22 protein-coding genes are annotated in these 20,942 nt (G+C 71.9%); 18 read left to right on the top strand and 4 right to left on the bottom strand.

Translation table 11 applies throughout. The annotated features are described in order from the left end of the window. Window positions 1-171 precede the first annotated feature (171 nt). The 3 genes from CKY47_RS28625 to CKY47_RS28615 all read left to right on the top strand — a co-directional run bounded on the left by CKY47_RS28625 (window position 172) and on the right by CKY47_RS28615 (window position 2,970). Window positions 172-1,875: a CTP synthase gene (locus CKY47_RS28625; RefSeq protein ID WP_371320746.1), complete on the top strand. Its 1,704-nt coding sequence runs from the start codon at window positions 172-174 to the stop codon at window positions 1,873-1,875. After that, on the top strand, window positions 1,872-2,492 hold the full coding sequence (locus CKY47_RS28620) for an NUDIX domain-containing protein (protein WP_306749413.1): 621 nt from the start codon (window positions 1,872-1,874) through the stop codon (window positions 2,490-2,492). The genes CKY47_RS28625 and CKY47_RS28620 overlap by 4 nt, the downstream gene beginning before the upstream one ends. Before the next feature lie 88 nt (window positions 2,493-2,580). Further along, complete coding sequence (locus CKY47_RS28615) at window positions 2,581-2,970, top strand: DUF2752 domain-containing protein (RefSeq protein WP_306749412.1); 390 nt, start codon at window positions 2,581-2,583, stop codon at window positions 2,968-2,970. Here CKY47_RS28615 and CKY47_RS28610 read toward each other — a convergent pair. Further along, the gene (locus CKY47_RS28610; RefSeq protein ID WP_306749411.1) at window positions 2,967-3,563 is read right to left on the bottom strand and encodes a DUF1707 domain-containing protein; all 597 of its coding nucleotides are present in this window, start codon (window positions 3,561-3,563) and stop codon (window positions 2,967-2,969) included. The two genes, CKY47_RS28615 and CKY47_RS28610, sit on opposite strands and share 4 nt — an antisense overlap. A 95-nt stretch (window positions 3,564-3,658) precedes the next feature. On the opposite strand from CKY47_RS28610, the gene xerD reads away from it, so the two are divergent. The 10 genes from xerD (at window position 3,659) to CKY47_RS28560 (ending at window position 11,442) form a co-directional block, all read left to right on the top strand. Beyond that, a complete protein-coding gene (gene xerD, locus CKY47_RS28605) occupies window positions 3,659-4,612 on the top strand; it encodes a site-specific tyrosine recombinase XerD (RefSeq protein ID WP_306749410.1) in 954 nt (317 codons plus the stop codon). A gap of 74 nt (window positions 4,613-4,686) precedes the next feature. Further along, window positions 4,687-5,007, top strand: a complete 321-nt coding sequence (locus CKY47_RS28600) for an ArsR/SmtB family transcription factor (RefSeq protein ID WP_306749409.1) — start codon at window positions 4,687-4,689, stop codon at window positions 5,005-5,007. Between the two features lie 309 nt (window positions 5,008-5,316). After that, window positions 5,317-6,141, top strand: coding sequence for a ParA family protein (locus tag CKY47_RS28595; protein ID WP_306749439.1), 825 nt, complete (start codon window positions 5,317-5,319; stop codon window positions 6,139-6,141). Beyond that, window positions 6,138-6,455, top strand: a complete 318-nt coding sequence (locus tag CKY47_RS28590) for a hypothetical protein (protein ID WP_306749408.1) — start codon at window positions 6,138-6,140, stop codon at window positions 6,453-6,455. The genes CKY47_RS28595 and CKY47_RS28590 overlap by 4 nt, the downstream gene beginning before the upstream one ends. After that, a complete protein-coding gene (locus CKY47_RS28585) occupies window positions 6,452-7,279 on the top strand; it encodes a segregation and condensation protein A (protein ID WP_306749407.1) in 828 nt (275 codons plus the stop codon). Before CKY47_RS28590 ends, CKY47_RS28585 begins: the two co-directional genes overlap by 4 nt. Next, a complete protein-coding gene (gene scpB / locus CKY47_RS28580; RefSeq protein ID WP_371320745.1) occupies window positions 7,276-7,902 on the top strand; it encodes an SMC-Scp complex subunit ScpB in 627 nt (208 codons plus the stop codon). Before CKY47_RS28585 ends, scpB begins: the two co-directional genes overlap by 4 nt. Then, window positions 7,895-8,653, top strand: a complete 759-nt coding sequence (locus CKY47_RS28575) for a pseudouridine synthase (protein ID WP_306749406.1) — start codon at window positions 7,895-7,897, stop codon at window positions 8,651-8,653. Before scpB ends, CKY47_RS28575 begins: the two co-directional genes overlap by 8 nt. Window positions 8,654-8,990: 337 nt before the next feature. Beyond that, complete coding sequence (locus CKY47_RS28570; protein ID WP_306749437.1) at window positions 8,991-9,764, top strand: ABC transporter permease; 774 nt, start codon at window positions 8,991-8,993, stop codon at window positions 9,762-9,764. Next, window positions 9,761-10,564 carry an ABC transporter permease gene (locus CKY47_RS28565; RefSeq protein WP_306749405.1) on the top strand — a complete coding sequence of 268 codons (804 nt, stop codon included), beginning with the start codon at window positions 9,761-9,763 and terminating at the stop codon, window positions 10,562-10,564. Before CKY47_RS28570 ends, CKY47_RS28565 begins: the two co-directional genes overlap by 4 nt. After that, window positions 10,561-11,442 carry an ABC transporter ATP-binding protein gene (locus tag CKY47_RS28560; protein ID WP_306749404.1) on the top strand — a complete coding sequence of 294 codons (882 nt, stop codon included), beginning with the start codon at window positions 10,561-10,563 and terminating at the stop codon, window positions 11,440-11,442. The genes CKY47_RS28565 and CKY47_RS28560 overlap by 4 nt, the downstream gene beginning before the upstream one ends. Before the next feature lie 547 nt (window positions 11,443-11,989). Here CKY47_RS28560 and CKY47_RS28555 read toward each other — a convergent pair. Further along, window positions 11,990-13,195, bottom strand: a complete 1,206-nt coding sequence (locus tag CKY47_RS28555) for a 4-hydroxybenzoate 3-monooxygenase (protein ID WP_306749403.1) — start codon at window positions 13,193-13,195, stop codon at window positions 11,990-11,992. Between the two features lie 184 nt (window positions 13,196-13,379). On the opposite strand from CKY47_RS28555, the gene CKY47_RS28550 reads away from it, so the two are divergent. The 5 genes from CKY47_RS28550 to CKY47_RS28530 all read left to right on the top strand — a co-directional run bounded on the left by CKY47_RS28550 (window position 13,380) and on the right by CKY47_RS28530 (window position 19,806). Then, window positions 13,380-14,405, top strand: coding sequence for an ABC transporter substrate-binding protein (locus tag CKY47_RS28550; protein WP_306749402.1), 1,026 nt, complete (start codon window positions 13,380-13,382; stop codon window positions 14,403-14,405). A gap of 402 nt (window positions 14,406-14,807) precedes the next feature. Further along, complete coding sequence (locus CKY47_RS28545; protein ID WP_306749401.1) at window positions 14,808-17,789, top strand: sensor histidine kinase; 2,982 nt, start codon at window positions 14,808-14,810, stop codon at window positions 17,787-17,789. Then, a complete protein-coding gene (locus CKY47_RS28540) occupies window positions 17,786-18,208 on the top strand; it encodes a roadblock/LC7 domain-containing protein (protein WP_306749400.1) in 423 nt (140 codons plus the stop codon). Before CKY47_RS28545 ends, CKY47_RS28540 begins: the two co-directional genes overlap by 4 nt. Before the next feature lie 43 nt (window positions 18,209-18,251). Beyond that, on the top strand, window positions 18,252-18,851 hold the full coding sequence (locus CKY47_RS28535) for a GTP-binding protein (protein WP_306749399.1): 600 nt from the start codon (window positions 18,252-18,254) through the stop codon (window positions 18,849-18,851). A 91-nt stretch (window positions 18,852-18,942) separates the two neighbouring features. Continuing rightward, a complete protein-coding gene (locus CKY47_RS28530; RefSeq protein WP_306749398.1) occupies window positions 18,943-19,806 on the top strand; it encodes a methyltransferase domain-containing protein in 864 nt (287 codons plus the stop codon). Window positions 19,807-19,809: 3 nt separating this feature from the next. Here CKY47_RS28530 and CKY47_RS28525 read toward each other — a convergent pair whose 3' ends face one another. Together CKY47_RS28525 and CKY47_RS28520 are read right to left on the bottom strand one after the other, a co-directional pair. Further along, complete coding sequence (locus tag CKY47_RS28525; RefSeq protein WP_306749397.1) at window positions 19,810-20,274, bottom strand: hypothetical protein; 465 nt, start codon at window positions 20,272-20,274, stop codon at window positions 19,810-19,812. Continuing rightward, window positions 20,240-20,869 carry an RNA polymerase sigma factor gene (locus tag CKY47_RS28520; protein WP_306749396.1) on the bottom strand — a complete coding sequence of 210 codons (630 nt, stop codon included), beginning with the start codon at window positions 20,867-20,869 and terminating at the stop codon, window positions 20,240-20,242. The genes CKY47_RS28525 and CKY47_RS28520 overlap by 35 nt, the downstream gene beginning before the upstream one ends. Between the last annotated feature and the right edge of the window lie 73 nt (window positions 20,870-20,942).

The raw sequence follows: 20,942 nt of genomic DNA, 5'->3' as shown, positions 1-20,942 counted from the left end.
GCGGGCGGGGCCCGCGCGGGACCGCCGTCCGGCCCGACGCCGGGCGCTGGGCCGGACGAGTGACCCACAACCGGGCCACCAGCGCGCTGGGTAACGGGCGGCGTGTTAGCGTTAGGGCCCGTGGACAGGGCTGTCAGCCCTGCGGAATTCTTGACCACGGGAGCCTCCTTGGTGCAGCAGGCACGTACGACCAAGCACGTTTTCGTCACCGGGGGCGTCGCGTCCTCCCTCGGCAAGGGACTCACCGCGTCGAGCCTCGGTCAGCTGCTCACCTCCCGCGGTCTGCGGGTCACCATGCAGAAGCTGGACCCGTACCTCAACGTCGACCCCGGCACGATGAACCCCTTCCAGCACGGCGAGGTGTTCGTCACCGACGACGGCGCCGAGACCGACCTGGACATCGGCCACTACGAGCGGTTCCTGGCGCGCGACCTGTCCGGTGACGCGAACGTGACCACCGGCCAGGTCTACTCCGAGGTCATCGCCAAGGAGCGGCGCGGCGAGTACCTGGGCGACACCGTCCAGGTCATCCCGCACATCACCGACGAGATCAAGCGGCGCATCCGCGCCATGGCCGAGCCCGGCCCGGACGGCGTCGCGCCCGACGTGGTGATCACCGAGGTCGGCGGCACGGTCGGCGACATCGAGTCGCTGCCGTTCCTGGAGGCGTGCCGGCAGGTGCGCCACGACGTGGGCCGCGACAACGTGTTCTTCCTGCACGTCTCGCTCGTGCCCTACCTCGCGCCGTCCGGCGAGCTCAAGACCAAGCCGACGCAGCACTCGGTGGCGGCGCTGCGCAACATCGGCATCCAGCCCGACGCCATCGTGTGCCGGGCCGACCGCGAGATCCCGGACGCGCTCAAGCGCAAGATCGGGCTCATGTGCGACGTCGACACCGACGCCGTGGTCGCCGCGGTCGACGCGCCGTCGATCTACGACATCCCCAAGGTGCTGCACGGCGAGGGGCTCGACGCCTACGTGGTGCGCCGCCTCGACCTGCCGTTCCGCGACGTCGACTGGACGGTGTGGGGCGACCTGCTCGACCGCGTGCACAACCCGTCCGAGAAGGTCCGCATCGGCCTGGTGGGCAAGTACGTCGACCTGCCCGACGCCTACCTGTCGGTGACCGAGGCCCTGCGCGCGGGCGGGTTCGCCCACCGCACCAAGGTCGAGATCGCGTGGGTGCCGTCCGACGAGTGCCGGACGGCGTCGGGCGCGTCGCACGCGCTGGCCGGGCTCGACGCGATCCTCATCCCCGGCGGGTTCGGGGTGCGGGGCATCGAGGGCAAGATCGGCGCCATCACCCACGCCCGCACGCGCGGCATCCCGCTGCTCGGCCTGTGCCTGGGCCTCCAGTGCCTGGTCATCGAGTCGGCGCGCAACCTCGCGGGCATCGAGGACGCGAACTCGTCCGAGTTCGAGGACACCGGGTCGCCGGTCATCAGCACCATGGCCGACCAGGAGGACGTCGTCGCCGGCGAGCGCGACATGGGCGGCACGATGCGCCTGGGCGCCTACCCGGCGAAGCTCGTGCCCGGCTCGCAGGTGGCGCTCGCGTACGGCGCGAACGAGGTGTCCGAGCGGCACCGCCACCGCTACGAGGTCAACAACGCCTACCGCGACCGGCTGGCCGAGGCGGGCCTGGTGTTCTCCGGCACCTCGCCCGACGGACGGCTGGTGGAGTTCGTCGAGCTGCCCGCCGACGTGCACCCGTTCTTCGTGGCGACGCAGGCGCACCCCGAGCTGAAGTCCCGGCCGACCCGCCCGCACCCGCTGTTCGCGGCGTTCGTGAAGGCCGCCCTGGACTACCGGCTCGCCGACCGCCTGCCGCTGGCCGGCGGTTCCCTGCAAGTCGCCGCGGGAGCCGTCCAGTGACCCGGCACGAGTTCTCCACGGTGTCGTCGCGCGACGTGCACGTGGGTCGCGTGGTGGCCCTGCGGGTGGACGAGGTCGCCATGCCCGGCGGCGGCACGGCCAAGCGCGAGGTCGTCGAGCACCTCGGCGCGGTGGCGGTCGTGGCGCTGGACGACGACGGCGGGGTCACGCTCGTCCACCAGTACCGCCACCCCCTCGGGCGGCGGCTGTGGGAGCTGCCCGCCGGTCTGCTCGACGCGGGCGGCGAGTCGCCCCGGGAGGCCGCCGCGCGCGAGCTGGCCGAGGAGGTCGGGCTGGCGGCGACCGGGTGGGTGACCCTGGTGGACGTCGCCGTGTCGCCGGGCTTCACCGACGAGGTGGTGCGCGTGTTCCTGGCGCGCGGGCTGTCGGTGGTGGACCGCGACGTCCAGGGGGAGGAGGAGGCCGATCTCGAAGCGCGGACCTTCCCCCTCGACGAGGCGGTGGCCATGGCGTTGGCCGGGGAGATCGTGAACGGGCCCGCGGTGGCCGGGCTGCTCGCCGCGCACGCGGTGGTGGCGGGCGGTGCGGGCGGGCGTCCGGCGGACGCGCCGTTCCACGACCGGCCCACGCGGTTCGCCCGGCGCTCCGAGCGGTAGCGCGGGACGCGCCCGGCCCTCGCGGCCGGGCGCGTCCCCGCCGCCCGGCCCGCGGGGGCCGGTGGCGACCCGGGTGGACAATGTCGGCGTGGGCGTGCGAGCGCGGTGGGTGCGCGGACCGTGGGCGGTGGTCGCGGCGGCGGTGGCCGGGTGCGGGGTGCTGCTGGTCGTCGACCCGAACCAGCCCGGCGCGCTGCTGCCGCCCTGCCCCCTGTACGCGATCACCGGTGTCCAGTGCCCGGCCTGCGGCTCGACGCGCATGGTCCACGCCCTGCTGCACGGGGACCTCGCCGCCGCCTGGCACTTCAACGCGGTCATGCTCGTCGCCGGGCTGCCGCTGCTGGCGTGGCTGTGGGTGCGCTGGTTGCGGGCCCACCGCGCCGGGCGGCCCACGCCGCCGCTGTCGCGCGGGGTGGGCGTGCCCGTCCTGGTCGTCGCCGTCGCGTGGGCGCTGGTGCGCAACCTGGTCGCGACCTAGTCGCGCAGCTTGCGCCCCTGGGCGTCCGTGCCGCCGTTGACCAGCAGGATGATCCCGTCGACCAGCGACCAGATGCCGCACCCGCCGCACGTCAGCAACTGCGCCACGCCGATCCCGGTGTCACCCATGTAGAACCGCCCGATGCCGAACGGCAGCGCCAGTTGCAGCACGCCCGCCGCGATGCGCGACTTGTCCGACAGCGGCTGCCCGGTCAGCGGGTCCACGCCGTACGGGGCGTCGGGGCCGTAGCCCGGGTAGCCCGGGTAGCCGGCCGCCGGGTACCCCGCGGTGGGGTGGCCCTGCGCGTACGACGTGCCGTAGCCGGGGGTCTGGTAGCCCGGCTGCTGGTAGCCGGCCGTCGGCGGCGGGGAGTACGACGGCGGGTAGGACGGGGGCAGGAACACCGGGTGCGGCTGCGGCAGGTCGTGGAACAGCGCCGCCAGTTCCTGCGCCGTCTGCGCGCCCGACGCGTACCCGACGCGCTGCTCGTACTCGCCGATCTCCAGGCGACCGGCCGCGAAGTGGTCGTTCAGCGCGCTGATCGCTTCCTCGCGCTGCTGGTCGCCGATGCGCACCGAGTGTGGTTCCGACACGCGTCAACGCTAACAGCCCGTGGCCGCCGGCCCGACCGGAACGCGCCGGCCGCCCCGGTTGGCCCCCGCCGGCCGGGCACGCCAGACTGCCGGACGTGGAGCCGGAGAACTCGGGACGAGCGGGAGCGGCCGTCACCGCCTTCCTGGACCACCTGGCCGTCGAACGCGGCACGGCCCGCAACACGCTCGACTCCTACCGCCGCGACCTGCGCCGCTACACCGCGCACCTGGCCGAGCGCGGCGTGACGGACCTCGACGACGTCACCGAGGCCGCCGTGGGGGAGTTCCTGGCCTCGCTGCGCGAGTCCGGGTTGGCGGCGTCCTCCGCCGCGCGCACCCTGGTCGCCGTGCGCGGCCTGCACCGGTTCGCCCACGCGGAGGGCATCACCGCGCACGACCCGGCCCGCGCGGTGCGCCCGCCGCGACCGCCCGAGCGGTTGCCGAAGGCGCTGCCCGTGGACGACGTGCTCCGCCTGCTCGACACCCCCGGCGACCGGCCCGCCGACCTGCGCGACCGGGCGCTGCTGGAGCTGCTGTACTCGACCGGCGCGCGGATCTCCGAGGTCGTCGGCCTGGACGTGGACGACGTGGACGCCGACGAGCGCACCGTGCTGCTGGACGGCAAGGGCGGCAAGCAGCGGATCGTGCCGGTGGGCCGGCCCGCGCTGGCCGCCCTGGAGGCGTACCTGGTGCGGGCGCGGCCGGTGCTGGCCAAGCGCGCCGGCCCGGCGGTGTTCCTCAACGCCCGCGGCGGGCGGTTGTCCCGGCAGACGGCGTGGGCCGTGCTCAAGAGGGCCGCCGAGCGGGCGGGCATCACCGCCGAGGTGTCGCCGCACACCCTGCGGCACTCGTTCGCCACCCACCTGCTGGAGGGCGGCGCCGACGTGCGCGTCGTGCAGGAGCTGCTGGGGCACGCGTCCGTCACGACCACGCAGGTGTACACGCTGGTCACGGTCACGACGTTGCGCGAGGTGTACGCGACAGCCCATCCTCGCGCCACCGGCGTCCCCGGTGGCGGCCCGGCCGGTGGTGGCACGGCCGGAACGTGAGCGCGTCGCGGGTACCGTGGGCGCACGCCGCGCATGCCAGGAAGAGGTCCCGACGAGCCGGAGGTGCCGACCAGGTGCCGAATTTGGACGAGCCCGAGCCCGCCGACATCGAGCTGGGCGCGGTGCTGCACGCGCTGAGCGACCCCACCCGGCTGGCCGTGGTGCGGCAGATCGAAGCCGACGGTGAGCGCCTCTGCGGCGCCCTGATGGTGGACGTCGCCAAGTCCACCCTGTCCCAGCACCTCCGGGTGCTGCGGGAGGCGGGCATCACCCGCACCAGGGCGTGCGGCAACCAGCGGTGGGTGTCGCTGCGCCGCGACGACCTGGACCAGCTGTTCCCCGGACTCCTCGACGTGGTGCTGCGCGCGGCCGATCGGACCGGCGCGCTGCGCTGAGGACCGCGCGCGGGTCGCGCGGCGGTCGCGTCGCCGCGCGGATCGCGCGGAGGGCCACCGGAGAAGGCGGCTCGCCCTTCGGCGGGGCGCGTTGCTGGTGGGCCCCCACGCGCCTAGGCTTCGCCCAGGCAGAGGACTAGGGATCGAGAAGGCGAGATGTCGACACCGGAGCACGCGGGCGGACCGTGGGGGGCACCAGCCCCGCCACCACCGCCACCGTCCGGTGTGCCGCGGGCCTCGGTCGAGTTGAGCCTCGCCCCGCACGCCGCGCCGCCCGACGAGGAGGCCACCGAGCAGGTGGCGGGCGACATGGGCCCGACGGGCCGCCCGCTGCGCTTCGTCCCCGACCCGCCGCTGGTCGCCCGGCACGGCCCGGCGCGCATCCTCGCCGTGTGCAACCAGAAGGGCGGGGTCGGCAAGACCACGTCCACCATCAACCTGGGCGCGTCGCTCGCCGAGTACGGCCGCCGCGTGCTGCTGGTCGACTTCGACCCCCAGGGCGCGCTGTCGGTGGGCCTGGGGGTGCACCCGCACCAGCTCGACCAGACGATCTACAACGTGATAATGGAACGCGACGTCGGCGTGGGCGACGTGATCATGCGCACCCCGGTCGAGGGCATGGACCTGCTGCCCAGCAACATCGACCTGTCCGCCGCGGAGATCCAGCTGGTGTCCGAGGTGGGCCGGGAGCACACGCTCGTGCGCACGCTGCGGCCGGTGATAGAGCACTACGACTACGTGCTGGTCGACTGCCAGCCGTCGCTGGGCCTGCTCACGGTCAACGCGCTCGCGGCGGCCGACGGCGTCCTCATCCCGCTGGAGTGCGAGTTCTTCAGCCTGCGCGGGGTCGCGCTGCTGATAGACACCATCGAGAAGGTCAGGGAGCGGTTGAACCCGAAGCTGGAGATCACCGGCATCCTCGCCACCATGTACGACCCGCGCACGCTGCACTCCCGCGAGGTGATGGCGCGCGTGGTCGAGGCGTTCGGCGACGTCGTGTTCGACACGGTGATCAACCGCACCGTCCGGTTCCCGGAGACGACCGTCGCCGGTGAGCCCATCACCCGCTGGGCGCCGCGCTCGGCGGGGGCGAAGGCGTACCGCGCGCTGGCGCGCGAGGTGATCGCCCGGTGACCCGACGCCCATCGCTGCCGGGCGCGTCCGAGCTGTTCCGCCTCACCGGGTCCACGCCCGACCTGCCCTCCCAGGAGGCCGGCGGCGGCCGGCGGCGCGGGACCGGGCGCGAGAAGCACTCCACGAAGATCACGGTGTACGTGTCCGACGAGGAGCTGCTGGCGCTGGAGCACGCCCGGTTGGAGCTGCGCGGCGAGCACGGGTTGGCGGTCGACCGGGGCCGGGTGGTGCGCGAGGCCATCGCGATCGTCCTGGACGACCTCGAAGGGCACGGCGAGGACTCGCTGCTCGTGCGCAGGTTGCGCGAGCGGTGAGCGGGGACGCGCCTCCCGCCGAGCAGGTCACGCCCCCTGACGACGGCCGCTTCAAGGTCAAGCTGACCAACTTCGAGGGCCCCTTCGACCTGCTGCTCCAGCTGATCTCGCAGCACACGCTGGACGTGACCGAGGTGGCCCTGCACCAGGTCACCGACGACTTCATCGCCCACATCAGGGCCCTGGGCGACCAGTGGGACCTGGACGAGACCACCGAGTTCCTGGTCATCGCGGCCACCCTGCTCGACCTCAAGGCCGCCCGCCTGCTGCCCGCCGGCGACGTGGAGGACGAGGACGACCTGGCCCTGCTGGAGGCCCGCGACCTGCTGTTCGCCCGGCTGCTCCAGTACCGGGCGTACAAGCAGGTGGCGGCCCTGTTCGCGGAGCTGGAGCAGGGCGCCTACCGGCGCTACCCCAGGTCGGTGGCGCTGGAGCAGCGGTACGAGGGGTTGCTGCCCGAGGTGATGCTGGGCGTCGACGCGCGGCGGTTCTCCGAGATCGCCGCCGTGGCGTTCCGCCCCAAGCCGCCGCCCACGGTGTCCACGGCGCACGTGCACCAGCACCGGGTGTCGGTCCGCGAGCACGCCGACCTGCTGCGCGAGCGGCTCGCCGAGCTGGGCACGACGACGTTCGCCGAGCTGATCGCCGGGTGCACCGGGACCATGGAGGTCGTGGCCCGGTTCCTGGCGCTGCTGGAGCTGTACCGGGAGAGGGCGCTGGCGTTCGAGCAGCCCGACCCGCTGGGTGAGCTGCGCATCACGTGGGTGGGGAGCGACGAGCAGGTCCGGGCGGCCGGCGGCGACGACGAGGAGGAGTACGGGTGAGCGGGACCGACCAGGCCGGGACGCCGCCGTCACCGGAGCCCGACGTGCCCGAGGACACCGAGGTCGGCGGGCTGCCGGACCTGGCGGACGACGTCGAGTTCGAGGGCGCGCTGGAGTCCGTGCTGCTCGTCGTGGACAGCCCGATCTCGGAGGAGCAGCTCGCCGGCGTGTTCGAGCAGCCCGTGAAGCGGGTCACGGCGGCGCTGCGCGCGATGGCCGCCCGCTACACCGAACGGGGCAGCGGCATCGACCTGCGTAGAATCGGTGACGGCTGGCGGTTCTACACACGGGACCGCTTCGCGCCATTCGTGGAGAAGCTGCTGCTCGACGGGCAGCGCGCCAAGCTCACGCGGGCCGCGCTGGAGACCCTGGCGGTCATCGCCTACCGACAGCCCGTGACCAGGGCCCGGATCGCGGCGGTGCGCGGGGTGAACGTCGACGGCGTCATCCGCACGCTCGTCGCGCGCGGCCTGATCGCCGAGACGGGCACGGACTCCGACACGGGTGGCATCCTTTACCGCACGACCGAACTGTTCCTGGAGCGGTTGGGCCTGTCGTCACTGGGCGACCTGCCGCCGATCGCTCCCCTGCTGCCCGAAGTGGATGCGATCGACGATGTCTGACCAAGCCCCCGGCTCCCCGGCTCACCCCGACGGGATCCGGCTCCAGAAGGTGCTCGCCAAGGCGGGTATCGCCTCGCGGCGGGTCGCCGAGGAGCTGATCGACCTCGGCCGCGTCCAGGTCGACGGCGAGGTCGTGCGCGAGCAGGGCCGCCGGATCGACCCGGAGACGGCGGTCGTGCACGTGGACGGCGTGCGCGTCGTGCTCAAGGAAGACGTGATCACGCTCGTGCTGAACAAGCCGCGCGGCGTGCTGTCGACCATGCACGACGACGCGCACCGGCCGTGCGTCGGCGACTACCTGGCCAACCGCAAGGAACGCCTGTTCCACGTCGGCCGGCTGGACGCGGACACCGAGGGTCTGCTGCTGCTGACCAACGACGGCGACCTGGCGCACCGGCTCATGCACCCGTCCTACGGCGTGTCGAAGACCTACCTGGCCGAGGTGCCCGGGCCGATCCCGAGGGACCTCGGGCGCACCCTGCGCGCCGGGATCGAACTGGAGGACGGGCCGATCAAGGTCGACTCGTTCAAGCTGGTCTCGGCCATGCCCGGCAAGGCGCTGGTGGAAGTGGTCCTGCACGAGGGGCGCAAGCACATCGTGCGCCGGTTGCTGGAGCACGTCGGTCACCCCGTGGAGCACCTGGTGCGCACGGCCGTGGGCGAGGTCCGGTTGGGGAACCAGCGGCCCGGGTCCATGCGGGTGCTGAACCGGCAGGAAGTCGGGTCGCTGTACAAGGCCGTCGGCCTGTAGGGGGCCGACCGCCCGTCGTGGCGGGACACCGGCCGCCGGTGTCCCAAGAGGACTGTCGGCCCGGGCGCGGGACGTGGCGCCCGGCCGGTCGGAGCAGGACGGCGGGGGACCGGTGTCCGGGGTGCGGCTCGTCCCCCCGGCGCCCCCCTGCGGATCACCCGGACGCGGTGGCGGGAGCACGTCGAGGACCGCGCGCGCCGCTCGTCGCGCGGCGGCGCCGATGCGAATCGCAAGATCACATCATGAAGTTTTCCCGCCACTCATTGTGGCGAACCGATTCACTCTCTAGATTGAGCCGGGTTGGCTGGGGTTGATCAACTGGGAAGAGGCGTTGCGCGTGCGTGCGCTCACCCGAGGACTGCTCGGTGTGGCCGGGTTCCTCCTCGTATGGGAGCTGTTCGGCCGGTCCCGACTGGTTCCCTCGGAGTACTTTCCGCCGCCGTCCGTAGTAGCGGTGGAACTCGTGAAGTTGTTGGGCGACGAGGCTTTCCTGCGGGACGTCCTCGCGACGGTCCTCGCACTCCTCATCGCCGTGGCGTTGTCGATCGGGATCGCCGTCCCGCTCGGTCTGGTGCTGGGCTCCGCGCCGTCGGTCCGCCACGCCACCCGCGCGGTGGTGGAGTTCCTGCGGCCGATCCCGTCGGTGGCCCTGATCCCGCTGGCGATCGTGCTGCTGGGCATCGGGCCGGAGACCAAGATCAGCCTCGCGGTGTACGCGGCGATCTGGCCCATCCTGTTCAACACGATCTACGCGTTGGACGAGCTGGACCCCCTGCTCGTGGAGACGGCCCGGGTGTTCGGCTCCGGCCGGGTCCGGGTGCTGTTCTCCGTGGCGCTGCCCAGCGCCCTCCCGTTCGTCTTCACGGGCATCCGCCTCGCCGCCACCACCAGCCTGGTGGTGCTGGTGAGCGTGGAGCTGCTCGCGGGCGGCTCGGGCGGGCTCGGGCAGTTCATCATGGAAGCGCGCAGCGGCGCCGGTCGGATGGACCTGGTCCTCGCCGGGACCGTGGTCGCGGGCATCCTCGGCTACCTCCTCAACGAGGGGCTGGAGCGCGCGCAGCGCCGCTGGGTCGCCTGGAGCGCGGTCACCCCGGGAGGTGGTCGGTCGTGAACCGGTTCGTGCAGCGCTGGGGCGTGTTCGTGGGCCTCGTCGTGGTCTGGGAGCTCGTCACCTGGTACGCGGACGACCCGTTCTTCCCGCGGCCGACGGTGATCGCGGAAGCGGCGCGGGAGCTGTGGTTCACCGGGCCGCTGAACACGCTGTTCCTCACCGACACGGTGTTCGAGCACGTGTTCCCGAGCGTCGGCCGGCTGCTCGCCGGCTGGGCGATGGCCGCCGTCATCGGCATCTCGCTCGGCGTCGCCCTGGGGCGTTCGCCCAAGGGCATGCAGTACGCGGGTCCCCTGCTGACCTTCATGCGCTCCATCCCCCCGCCCGCCCTGGTGCCGGTGTTCCTGCTGCTGTTCAACGTCGGCACCCAGATGCAGCTCGTCACGATCGTCTTCGGCGTGCTGTGGCCGATCCTGCTCAACAGCGTCGACGGCGCCCGCTCCGTCGACGCGACGAAGTACGAAACCTCGGCGGTGTTCCGCATCCCCAAGCCCCAGTGGGTCCTCGGCGTCGTCCTGCCCTCCGCGGCGCCGAAGATCTTCGCCGGGCTGCGGGTTTCCCTGTCGCTGTCCTTGGTGCTCATGGTCGTGTCCGAACTCGTCGGCACCGACAACGGGATCGGGTCGCAACTCCTCGTCGCACAGCGGGAGTTCGACTTCCCCGACATGTGGGCCGGGATCATCCTCCTGGGTGTCCTCGGCTACGCCCTCAACACCGTGCTCCTCGCGTTCGAGCGCAAAGCCCTTGCGTGGCAACCGAAGCAGGAGCGCACCCCCGCGACGGTGGAGGAAAAAGTATGACCGCGATGCTCGAAGTGGCCGACCTCGGCCACACCTACCAGGCCAAGGACGGCGCGCACACCGCGATCGCCGGCCTCACGTTCACCGTCGGCGCAGGCGAGCTGGTCTGCGTCGTCGGCCCGTCCGGCTGCGGCAAGTCCACGCTGCTGCGCACCATCTCGGGCCTGATCCGCCCCACCAAGGGCGACATCAGCCTGCACGGCAACCAGGTCAAGGGCGTGCCCGACGACCTCGCCGTGGTGTTCCAGGACTACAGCCGCTCGCTGTTCCCGTGGCTGACGGTGCAGAAGAACGTCGAGTTCCCCCTGCGCCGCAGCCTCGGCCGGTCCGAGCGGAAGGCCCGCGCGGCCGAGGCGCTGGAGTGGGTCGGCCTGGCCGGCGCGCAGCGCAAGTACCCGTGGCAGCTCTCCGGCGGCATGCAGCAGCGCGTGGCCATCGCCCGCGCGCTCGCCTACCGCCCGGCCCTGCTGCTGATGGACGAGCCGTTCGCCTCGGTGGACGCGCAGACCCGGTTCGAGCTGGAGGACCTGCTGCTCAAGGTCCGCACCGAGCACGACACCACGGTCCTGGTGGTGACGCACGACATCGACGAGAGCGTCTACCTGGGCGACCGCATCCTGGTGCTGTCGACCTCGCCCGCGTCGGTGGTGGCCGACCTCACGGTGGACCTGCCCGCGCAGCGGGACCAGATCACGACCCGCGAGTCCGACGAGTTCGTCGCGCTGCGGGCCGAGGTGGCGCGCCTGCTCAACGTCGGTAAGACCTCGCGGGTGATCCGCTCGCGCCGCACGGCCGACGACGAGCAGGCCGCGCGGTGGGCCGAGGCGGAGCGCGCCGAGACCTCGCGCGCCGAGGCCGAGGAACGCGCTACGACGTGAAACACCTTCACATAGGGTAGGGAACACCAGCGGCGGGCGATCCGCGGCGCACCGGGCCTCTCAGGGGCCGCGCCGGGGGTCGCCCGTTGTCGTGCCCGGCTTTCCACGCGGTTCGGCGATCATTTCCGACCGGTGCGGCAGACGTATTTCGACGACGGTCGTTCGCAACGATTCGACATCTTTCCGCGAGGCGGTCGATCGACCCGGGGATCACGCAGCGTGGTTTGTGAGTGGGGCTCCACCCACTGTTTCGTCCATGACCACCGGGGGTACACGCCCGCGCCGGGAAGGCGCGGAGCGGTCGTCGCCGCGCAATGTCGAAAACGGCGACGGAGGGGTCCGGCGGGCAATGGCGCCGGGGTGTCCGGTCCGGCTGCGAGGTGGTGTTCCCGACGCACTCCGGAATCGAACCGGTGGTGCTCCCGCCGTCATCCCGCTCGTCGGGCGGGCGAAATGCGCCCGCTTTCCGGGGGAACGGACGGCGGCATCCTGGACGGCCCGGGCCGCGTCACGCGGCGGCGGTGCCGTTAATCGACGGTCGTCCTCCTCAAGGTCCCACGTAGTTTTGCGCGAAATATCCCGCGGACGACCGGGAACCGATCAGGTGCTCCAACCGGGCCTGCCCCAAACGGCTCAGGAACGGCTCCGGCGAACGGTGGATCATGAAGACCATCCACTGGGAGAACTCCTGCGCACGCCAGACCCTGCGCAAGCACACCTCGGAGTACGTCCGGAGGCCGGTGTCATCGCCCGTTCGGTGGTAGGCGGCGATGGCGTCCGCGAGCACCTCCGCGTCGTGCAGCGCGAGGTTCATGCCCTTGGCGCCCACCGGGGTGATGATGTGCGCGGCGTCCCCCAGCAGGTACAGGTTCCCGTGGTTCATCGGTTCGACCACGTGGCTGCGCATGTCGAGGATGCGCTTCTCGATGATGGGTCCCTCGACCAGCTTCCAGTCGGAGTCCTTGAGCGCCAACCGCTTGTGCAGCTCCGCCCACACCCGCTCGTCCGGCCAGTTGTCCACGCTGTCGTCCACCGGGACCTGCAGGTAGTAACGCGAAACCGTAGAACTGCGGAGCATATGACCCGCGAATCCGTCCGGGTGAAGCGCGTAAATCACCTTGTGGGTGGATGGCGGGGCCTCGGCCAGGATGCTCAGCCACTCGATCCCGTGCTGGTGGGTGAACTCCTGGAGCGCCCCGGCCGGGATGCTCCGCCGGCTCACGCCGTGGAACCCGTCCGCGCCGGCGATGAACGAGCACTCCAGCCGCTCCTCCGTGCCGTCCGCGTTCGTCCAGCTCAGAGCCGGTTCCGGCCCGGTGACGTCGTGCAGTTCGACATTCCCGACCGACCACCGGACCTCGCCGCCGCGCTCGTCCGCGTAGTGCCGGACGAGGTCCCGGACGACCTCCTGCTGCGGGTAGATGTAGTGCGTCTGGCCGTCGTACAGCGTGGAGTAGTCCACCTCGTGCGCATGCCCGTTCACGCGGAATTCGCACGCCCCGTGCCGATCCGCCTCTTGGAGCAATCGGTCGGCGAGCCCGTGCTCGGTCAACATCTGCACCGCGCGGTGCTCCAGGACCCCCGCGCGGGGCCTCGACTCGATGTACTCCCGGGTGCCTTTTTCCAGCACAACGCAGGGAATTCCTGCTTCGTGCAGGAGGTTACCCAAGGTCAATCCCGCCGGGCCCGCGCCGACGATGCCCACCGCACGCCGGTTGCTCTGTACGGCCCATTCGGTGTCAAGATCACTCACCGCATACCCCAACCTCTGGACAGCCTGTGCAAAGATGCTCACCGAAGGTAGTGGATCAGCCTTCGAGTGTCGGTCGACCGGGTGTTGTCGAGCCGCTCGGATCACTTTGAGTGGTTCAACAACGCCCCCGTCGATCGTGCATCCTGCCCCCGCAAAGTCGTCACTCCAACAGGAGATGCCCCCCATGACTCGAAGAGTCGGCCTCTCGGCTCGAAGGATCTTCGGCGTGCTGTCCGCCGTCGCCCTGTTCGCCAGCGTGTCCGCCTGTGGCGCGCTCGGCGGCAGCGGCAGCGAGGACAAGCCCACCGAGGCCGCAGCTCCGGGCAAGGTCGAGAAGGCCAAGATCACCCTTGGCCTGATCCCCGTCCTCGACGTCGCGTCGGTCCACGTCGCGATCAAGAAGGGTTACTTCAAGGAGGAGGGTCTTGAGGTCGAGGTCAAGACCATCCAGGGTGGCGCCGCGGCCATCCCGGGCCTGATCGACGGTTCGCTCGACATCACGTTCGGCAACTGGGTCTCGTTCTTCCTCGCCGAGTCCAAGGGCGCCGCGAAGGGCGTCGACGGCCTGAAGCTGGTCAGCGACGGCTACCAGGCCAAGCCCGAGATGTTCCTGATCCTGTCCAAGTCGGACTCGGCCGTGAAGTCCCCCAAGGACCTCGAGGGCAAGACGATCGCGATCAACACCTTCAAGAACATCGCCGAGCTGACCGCGAAGGCCACGTTGGAAGCCAACAACGTGGACGTGTCCAAGGTGACGTTCAAGGAGTTCCCGTTCCCCGACATGGAGGCCGCGGTGCAGAACGGCACCGTCGACGCCGCCTTCATGGTGGAGCCCTTCATCAGCAAGGCCCAGCGGGTCAGCGGCCAGATCACCGTGCTCGACGCGGCGTCCGGTCCGACGGACGGCATCCCGATCGCGGGCTACGGCACGACCGGCAAGTTCGCCAACCAGAACCCCAACACGGTGAAGGCGTTCCAGCGCGCCATGGCCAAGGGGCAGCGCGACGCCGCCGACCGCCCCACGGTCGAGCCGCTGCTCGTCGAGTACGCCAAGGTGGACAAGGAAACCGCTGGTCTGGTCCACTTCGGCGAGTACCCGACGACGCTCGACGCCACCCGGTTGCAGCGGGTCTCGAACCTGATGCGAACCTACGGGCTGCTCGAGAACGACTTCGACGTGAAGCCGATGCTGGTCAGCTCCGAGGGCTGACCCCCGGAGGGGGAGCCCGCCCGTCGGGCTCCCCCCTCGGGCGTTTCCCGTTCGGGTCCGAGGCGTGAAATACCCGTGAACCGGGTTAGCGATCGTTTAGCGCGTCCAGCTGTGGTCCGCGCGACAATGGTTGATTTACCAACTACACGGGTCCTCGTCCGAACGGCGGTATGACTCCGGGCTTTTTTCCACCAAGATCGCCCGGGTTTGCAGGGAAGTCTCGTTTCATCACTGGCTGGGGGGCTGGGGAGTGTGCTGACGGTGCGCGGTCACGACGACCACGCCTCCGGGAGAGATCCGGAGCGGATTCAACTCGACACGGGGACCGCCGAGAGCGGTCCGCCCGACTCGGGTCCCAGCACAGGCGCGGTTCCCGCCGACCGGGGCGTGTCCCGGTGGCGTTTGAGGAACTGGCGCCTGCGCAGCAAGCTGGCCGTGGTGCTCCTGGTGCCCGCGCTGAGCACGCTGACCCTCGCGGGGCTGCGGCTGAACACGCAGCTCGACGACGTCGAGCTGTTCGGCAAGGTCCAGCGGGAACTCCAGCTGTCCGCCCAGGCCGCCGCGGTCTCCGACGCGCTCCAGCTGGAGCGCGACGCCGCGGTGTGGTTCGTGGCGGGCGGTCGCGGCGAAGGCGCCGGGGAGTACGTCACGCGGTCCGGCAAGGTCGACAGCGAGGTCGGTCGCTTCCGCGACGTCGCCGCGGCGACGAGCGGCATCGACGAATCGGTGCGCGACGCGTTCCAGAAGGCGGTGCAGTCCCTCGACGGCCTGCTCGCCCTGCGCAACACGGTGTCCAACAGCAGGTACCCCGACGTCTCGGTCCACACCGCGTACAACCAGGTGCTGGCCACGCTCGCGCAGGTGCACCGGGCGACGTCGAGCAGCCTGAGCAACGGGACGCTGACGCCGCTCGCGGGCGCCAACTTCGCGCTGTACAGCGCGAAGGAGCAGCTGTCGCAGCAGAACTCCATCCTGCTGTCGGTCGCGCAGCGCGGCGAGTTCGCGCCCGGCCAGCTGAACGCGCTGCGCGCCGCGCAGTCCCGTTTGGACGCCGCGCTGTCGGACTTCGCGAACGTCGCGAGCCAGGAGAACCGCCAGCTGCTGTCGGACACCGTGTCCGGCCCGGCGGTGGACGGCCGCAACCGGCTCGTTCAGCTCGCCCAGGTGCAGCAGGGCGAGTCCGGCGAGGTCGGGATCAACGACTCCGAGGTCATGCGGGTCGGCGAGGAGACCGCGGCGCTGCTGCGGACGGTCACCCGCGACATCGAGGGCCAGGCCGACCGGGCGGCGGTCGAGCTGACCGAGACCGCCCGCGGCAACGCCTGGCGCGACGCGGCCCTGGTCGCCGTCGCCCTGATCATCGCGTTCGCCCTCATGGCGTTCGTCGCCCGCTCGATGCTGACGCCGCTGCGCGTCCTGCGGCGCACCGCGCTCGACGTGGCCCGCAACCGCCTGCCCGACGCGATCAAGCGCATCCGGACGCACCGCGACCCGGAACGCGCCGCGGAGGAGGCGTTGGTGCCGGTGCCCATCAACACGACCGAAGAGGTCGGCCAGGTGGCCCGCGCGTTCGACGCCGTGCAGCGCGAGGCCGTCCGCCTCGCCGTCGAGCAGGTGGCGCTCCGCGCGAACGTCAACGACATGTTCATCAACCTGTCGCGGCGCTCGCAGGCACTGGTGGAGCGGCAGATCACGGTCATCGACCGGCTGGAGCAGGACGAGCAGGACCCCGACCAGCTGGCCAGCCTGTTCGAGCTGGACCACCTGGCGACCCAGATGCGCCGCAACAGCGAGAACCTGCTGGTGCTCTCCGGCACCACGGTCAACCGCCGCGTCACCCGGCCCGTGCCGATCTCCGAGGTGCTCGGCGCCGCGGTGTCCGAGGTCGAGAAGTACGCCCGCATCCAGATCGCGCCCGCGCCCGAGATGCGCGTGCAGGGCCGCGTGGTCAACGACCTCGCGCACCTCATCGCCGAGCTGCTCGACAACGCGACCGCGTTCTCCAAGCCCACCACCAAGGTCACGGTGCGGGCCATCGAGACCCGGCGCGGCGAGGTGTCCATCCGCATCCACGACCGCGGTGTCGGCATGCAGGAGCAGGACATCGCCGAGGCGAACACCAAGCTCGCCGACCCGCCCGAGGTCGACGTGTCGGTGGCCCGCGAGATGGGCCTGTACGTGGTCGGCCAGCTGGCCAAGCGCCACGAGATCAGGGTCACGCTGAGCAACAACGACGACATAGAGGGTGGGGTCACGGCCCAGGTCGTCCTCCCGGTCGGCCTGCTGCACCGGGGACCCGAGCCGATCGCCGCGAAGCCCGCCCCGCTGGCCCTGCCGCAGCGCCAGGCCAACCCGGACGTGGAGACCAGCGGTGTCGGCGTGCTCGCCGGCGTCCCCAAGTGGACGCCGGACGCCACACCCGGCGCGTACGCCCCGCCGGACGCGACGCCCGCGCCGTTCCCGGTGGTGCAGACGCACACCGCCGAGCCCAACGGCTACTTCGAGGTCGAGCGGAGCCCGTCGACCGACCTGTTCACCGCCACGGTGACCGAGACGGTCCCGCCGCCCGCCGACGAGGCGCCGGACTACTCCTACCCGCCGGGCGCGGCCGACTACGAGCCCACGCCCCCGCCGGCGATCGAGGAGGACGACGCCTCGACCCAGCGCCTGCCCATCTACGAGGACGTGCTGTCCCGCTGGTTCCAGGGCGGCGAGGCCGCCGACGCGCCCGTGCACGTGCAGGGCGACCTCAACGGCGGCCGGAGCGTGCCGCCCGAGACCGCCGCGGAGAGGACCATGTTCGCCGATCGGGTCGACCTGGTCGGGGACTCGGACGGGTCCGCGTCGGAGCGCACGGTCTACGCCCAGCGCGTGGACCCGGCCGAGGCGGAGCACGCCCCGGCCCACGCCGCTCCCGCGCCGTCGCCGCTCCCCAAGCCCGTCCCGCCGGAGCCCAAGGGCTCCACGCCCGCGGGTCTGCCCAAGCGCGAGCCCGCGCCGTCGGCGATCCCCACGTCGGGGACGGCGGCCGGGTGGGGCGCGGCGGACGACGGGTGGTCCACGGCCACCAACACGCTCAAGGCTCCCGTGGACGACACCACCACCGCGGGTCTGCCCAAGCGCGTCCCCAAGGCGCGCCTGGTGCCCGGATCGCTCACCGCGCCCTCCCCCCGGGGGTCGTCGCCGTCGGCCCAGCCGTCGGCGAACGGCTCCACGTCCGCCGGCCTCGCGACCGCGCCCCCGCGCCGGTCCGCGGACCGGTTGCGGCAGCGCTTCGCCACCTACCAGCGAGGTGTGCAGCTGGGCCGCGAGTCCGGCGACGACGCCGGGATGCCCTGGGAGGGCTTGTCGTTCGGCAACGCAGACAACAAGGAGCAGAAGTGACCTCCGCAGCCGAAGAACTGAACAACTTCAGTTGGCTGGTCGACGATTTCGTCAGCCGGGTCGCGGGCGTGGCGCACGCGATCGTGGTCTCGGCGGACGGCCTGTTGCTCGCGTCCTCGGAGCGCCTCCCGGTCGACCGCGCCGAGCAGCTCGCGGCCGTCTCGTCGGGCCTGGTCAGCCTGAACCTCGGGGCCGCGCGGTGCTTCGAGGCCGGTGACGTCAAGCAGACCGTCGTGGAGATGGAACGGGGCTACCTGTTCCTCATGTCCATCAGCGACGGGTCCTGCCTGGCCGTGCTGGCCGCCCCGAACTGCGACATCGGCCTCATCGGCTACGCCATGACGCGACTGGTCGAGCGGGTCGGCATCCAGCTGACCCCGGAGATCCGGTCGCGGCTCCACGTGGCGATGCGCAGCTGAGCCCCACCGGCGGTCCTCCTACTACTAGGGAAAGCAGAGCAACATGAGCGGTCGCGCTCCCGGACGGCCCGGGTCGCCCGCGGTGCCGAGCACGTCCGTCACGTCGACCAAGATCGTGGTGGCGGGCGGGTTCGGCGTCGGCAAGACGACCTTCGTCGGCTCGGTGTCGGAGATCGTCCCGCTGACCACCGAGGCGGTGATGACCGAGGCCAGCGTCGGCGTGGACGACCTGACGAGCACGCCGAACAAGATGACCACCACGGTGGCCATGGACTTCGGCCGCGTCTCGCTCGACAGCGACCTGATCCTGTACCTGTTCGGCACCCCCGGCCAGCACCGCTTCTGGTTCATGTGGGACGACCTGGTGCGGGGCGCGATCGGCGCGGTCGTGCTGGTCGACACCCGCAGGCTGTCCGACGCGTTCGCCTCGATCGACTTCTTCGAGGACCGCGAACTGCCGTACGTGGTGGGCGTGAACTGCTTCGACGGCCTGCTGCACCACCGCATCGAGGACATCCGGGAGGCGCTGACGATCGACCAGGCGGTGCCGATCGTCCCGTGCGACGCGCGCAACCGGCAGTCGACCAAGCAGACGCTGATCACGCTGGTGCAGCACGCCATGCGGCAGCCGACGTTCGCCTGACCCGGTCGACCGGGTTCGACCACGTCCGCCCGACGGGCCGTGAGCGGAAAACCGCTCGCGGCCCGTCGCGCGTCGGGCCACACTCGGCCGGATGACGGAGGACCGCGCGAAGACGGCCGCCCTGTACGACGCGATCAACACCTGGGGCGACTCGGACGACTTCCACCTCGACCTGGTGCGCTCCGCCGACGCCGTGCTGGACGTCGGCTGCGGCACCGGCGTGCTGCTGCACGCCGCCCGCGCGTCCGGGCACACCGGCCGCCTCGTCGGCCTGGACCCGGACCCGCACGCGCTGGCCGTGGCCCGCCGCCACGAGGGCGTGGAGTGGGTCGAGGGCGTCCTGGGCACGGCCGGGTACGAGGCGGAGTTCGACCTCGTCGTGATGACGGGGCACGTGTTCCAGGTGTTCCTCACCGACGACGACGTGCGCGCGCAGTTCACCGCCGTCCGGCGCGCGTTGCGGCCCGGCGGCCGGTACGCCTTCGAGACCCGGAACCCCGGCGCGCGGGCGTGGGAGCGGTGGACGCCCGAGCACGGGGTCGACATCACCGGCGAGAACGGCGAGCGGGTCCGCGTCGAGCACCGGGTGGAGGACGTGCGGGACGGCCTGGTGCGGTTCAGCGAGACGCACAGCAGCCCGGACTGGGCGGAGGACGTGGTGGAGCGGGCGACCCTGCGGTTCACCACCGCCGAACAGGTCGACGCGCTGCTCGCGGAGACCGGGTTCGAGGTGGTGGAGCGCCACGGCTCCTGGGACCGCGCGCCGCTGACCGCGACCAGCCGGGAGATCATCACCGTCGCCCGCCCCGCCCGGGGCGTGCCCGACCACGGCGGTGCTGTCGCGGTGGCGTTCGGGACGCGCGTGGGCGTGCGCGACTCGAAGAACCCGCGGGGCGACGCCCTCGGGTTCCCGACCTCCTCCTGGCCCGCCTCCGGCCGAGCCCTCCCGCGGTGACCGCTACACGTTCACCCATTCGGTGACCACGACGTCGTCACCCACCTCGCACCGCAGCCGCACCGGCCCCCGCGGCGGCGGGCCGAGCAGGAACATGCCCACCTCGTCCAGCTCCGCCTCCTCCACCGGACCGGTCGCCGTCAGCAGCACCACCCGGCCCGGCCGCGCGGGCAGCACCTGGCCCGCGACGCCCACCTCGGTGACCTCGACCTGCACCGACACGCCCTCGGCGTCGAACACGAGCTGACGCGCCGTCTGCGCCGCCCGCGCCCGGGTCGCCAGCTCACCGTCCAGCACCGAGTCGTAGCTGGTCAGCGCGATCAGCTCGGTGTCGACCGTGCGCCACGTCCACGCTGCCCGCGCCGCGTCGCGGATGTGCCCGGGCACGCCCGCCCGCTCGTCGAGCGCGGCCTTCAGGTCGCGCAGCAGCGCGTCATCGCTTTCCCACCCCGGATCGACCGTCGACACCGACCACACCTCCTCCACCAGGTCTCGGGCTGAACAACCGGTACACCGCGGGGGTCTTCCGCAGCTTGTCCAGGCACCTGATGCGGGTGGGCCCGATGCTGCCCACCGGCATCGCCAGCTCCTCGCTGACCGCCGCGTAGCTCGGCGGGGGGTCCGCCATCAGCTTGGCCAGCAGCTCGCGGCACTGCGCGGGCAGCGCCCGGAAGCCGTCGCGCAGCGCCTGGAGCCGCTGCGACGCCTCCATCTCCTCGTCCAGGTCCGCGACCGCGTCCACCGGGCTGGCCGGCTCGTCCTCGGACAGGGGGTCGTAGGGCTGGAGGCGCTGCTGCGCGCGCAGGACGCGCAGGCACTCGTTGCGGGTGGTCGTGGCGATCCACCCCGGCAGCGCGTCGGCTTCCCGCAGCCTGCCGATCTGCTCGACCAGCCGCAGCCACACGGTCTGGTTGACGTCCGCGGTGTCCGCCGGGCGCAGCCGGTGCTTGTAGATCACCGACAGCACCAGCGGCGTGTACCGGTCGATGATCTCGTGCCAGGCGCGCTGGTCCCCGTCCGCGGCGGCGCCCACCAGCGCGCCGATCGGCGATGCAGGGGTCACGTCCCCTCCTCCTGTCCAGGGGGTGCCACGCCTGCGCCCCGGCGTGCTCGGGCGCGGGCCCGAGCCGGGTCCG

This window comes from Saccharothrix longispora (assembly GCF_030852425.1).
Classification (GTDB): Bacteria; Actinomycetota; Actinomycetes; order Mycobacteriales; family Pseudonocardiaceae; genus Actinosynnema; species Actinosynnema longispora.
This window is presented reverse-complemented; position numbering and strand designations above follow the sequence as displayed.

Coding starts and splice junctions, on each gene's coding strand:
- CKY47_RS28560 (WP_306749404.1), top strand. CDS start 10,561: ATGACCGCGATGCTCGAAGTGGCCGACCTCGGCCACACCTACCAGGCC.
- CKY47_RS28595 (WP_306749439.1), top strand. CDS start 5,317: ATGGGCCCGACGGGCCGCCCGCTGCGCTTCGTCCCCGACCCGCCGCTG.
- CKY47_RS28530 (WP_306749398.1), top strand. CDS start 18,943: ATGACGGAGGACCGCGCGAAGACGGCCGCCCTGTACGACGCGATCAAC.
- CKY47_RS28550 (WP_306749402.1), top strand. CDS start 13,380: ATGACTCGAAGAGTCGGCCTCTCGGCTCGAAGGATCTTCGGCGTGCTG.
- CKY47_RS28575 (WP_306749406.1), top strand. CDS start 7,895: ATGTCTGACCAAGCCCCCGGCTCCCCGGCTCACCCCGACGGGATCCGG.
- CKY47_RS28535 (WP_306749399.1), top strand. CDS start 18,252: ATGAGCGGTCGCGCTCCCGGACGGCCCGGGTCGCCCGCGGTGCCGAGC.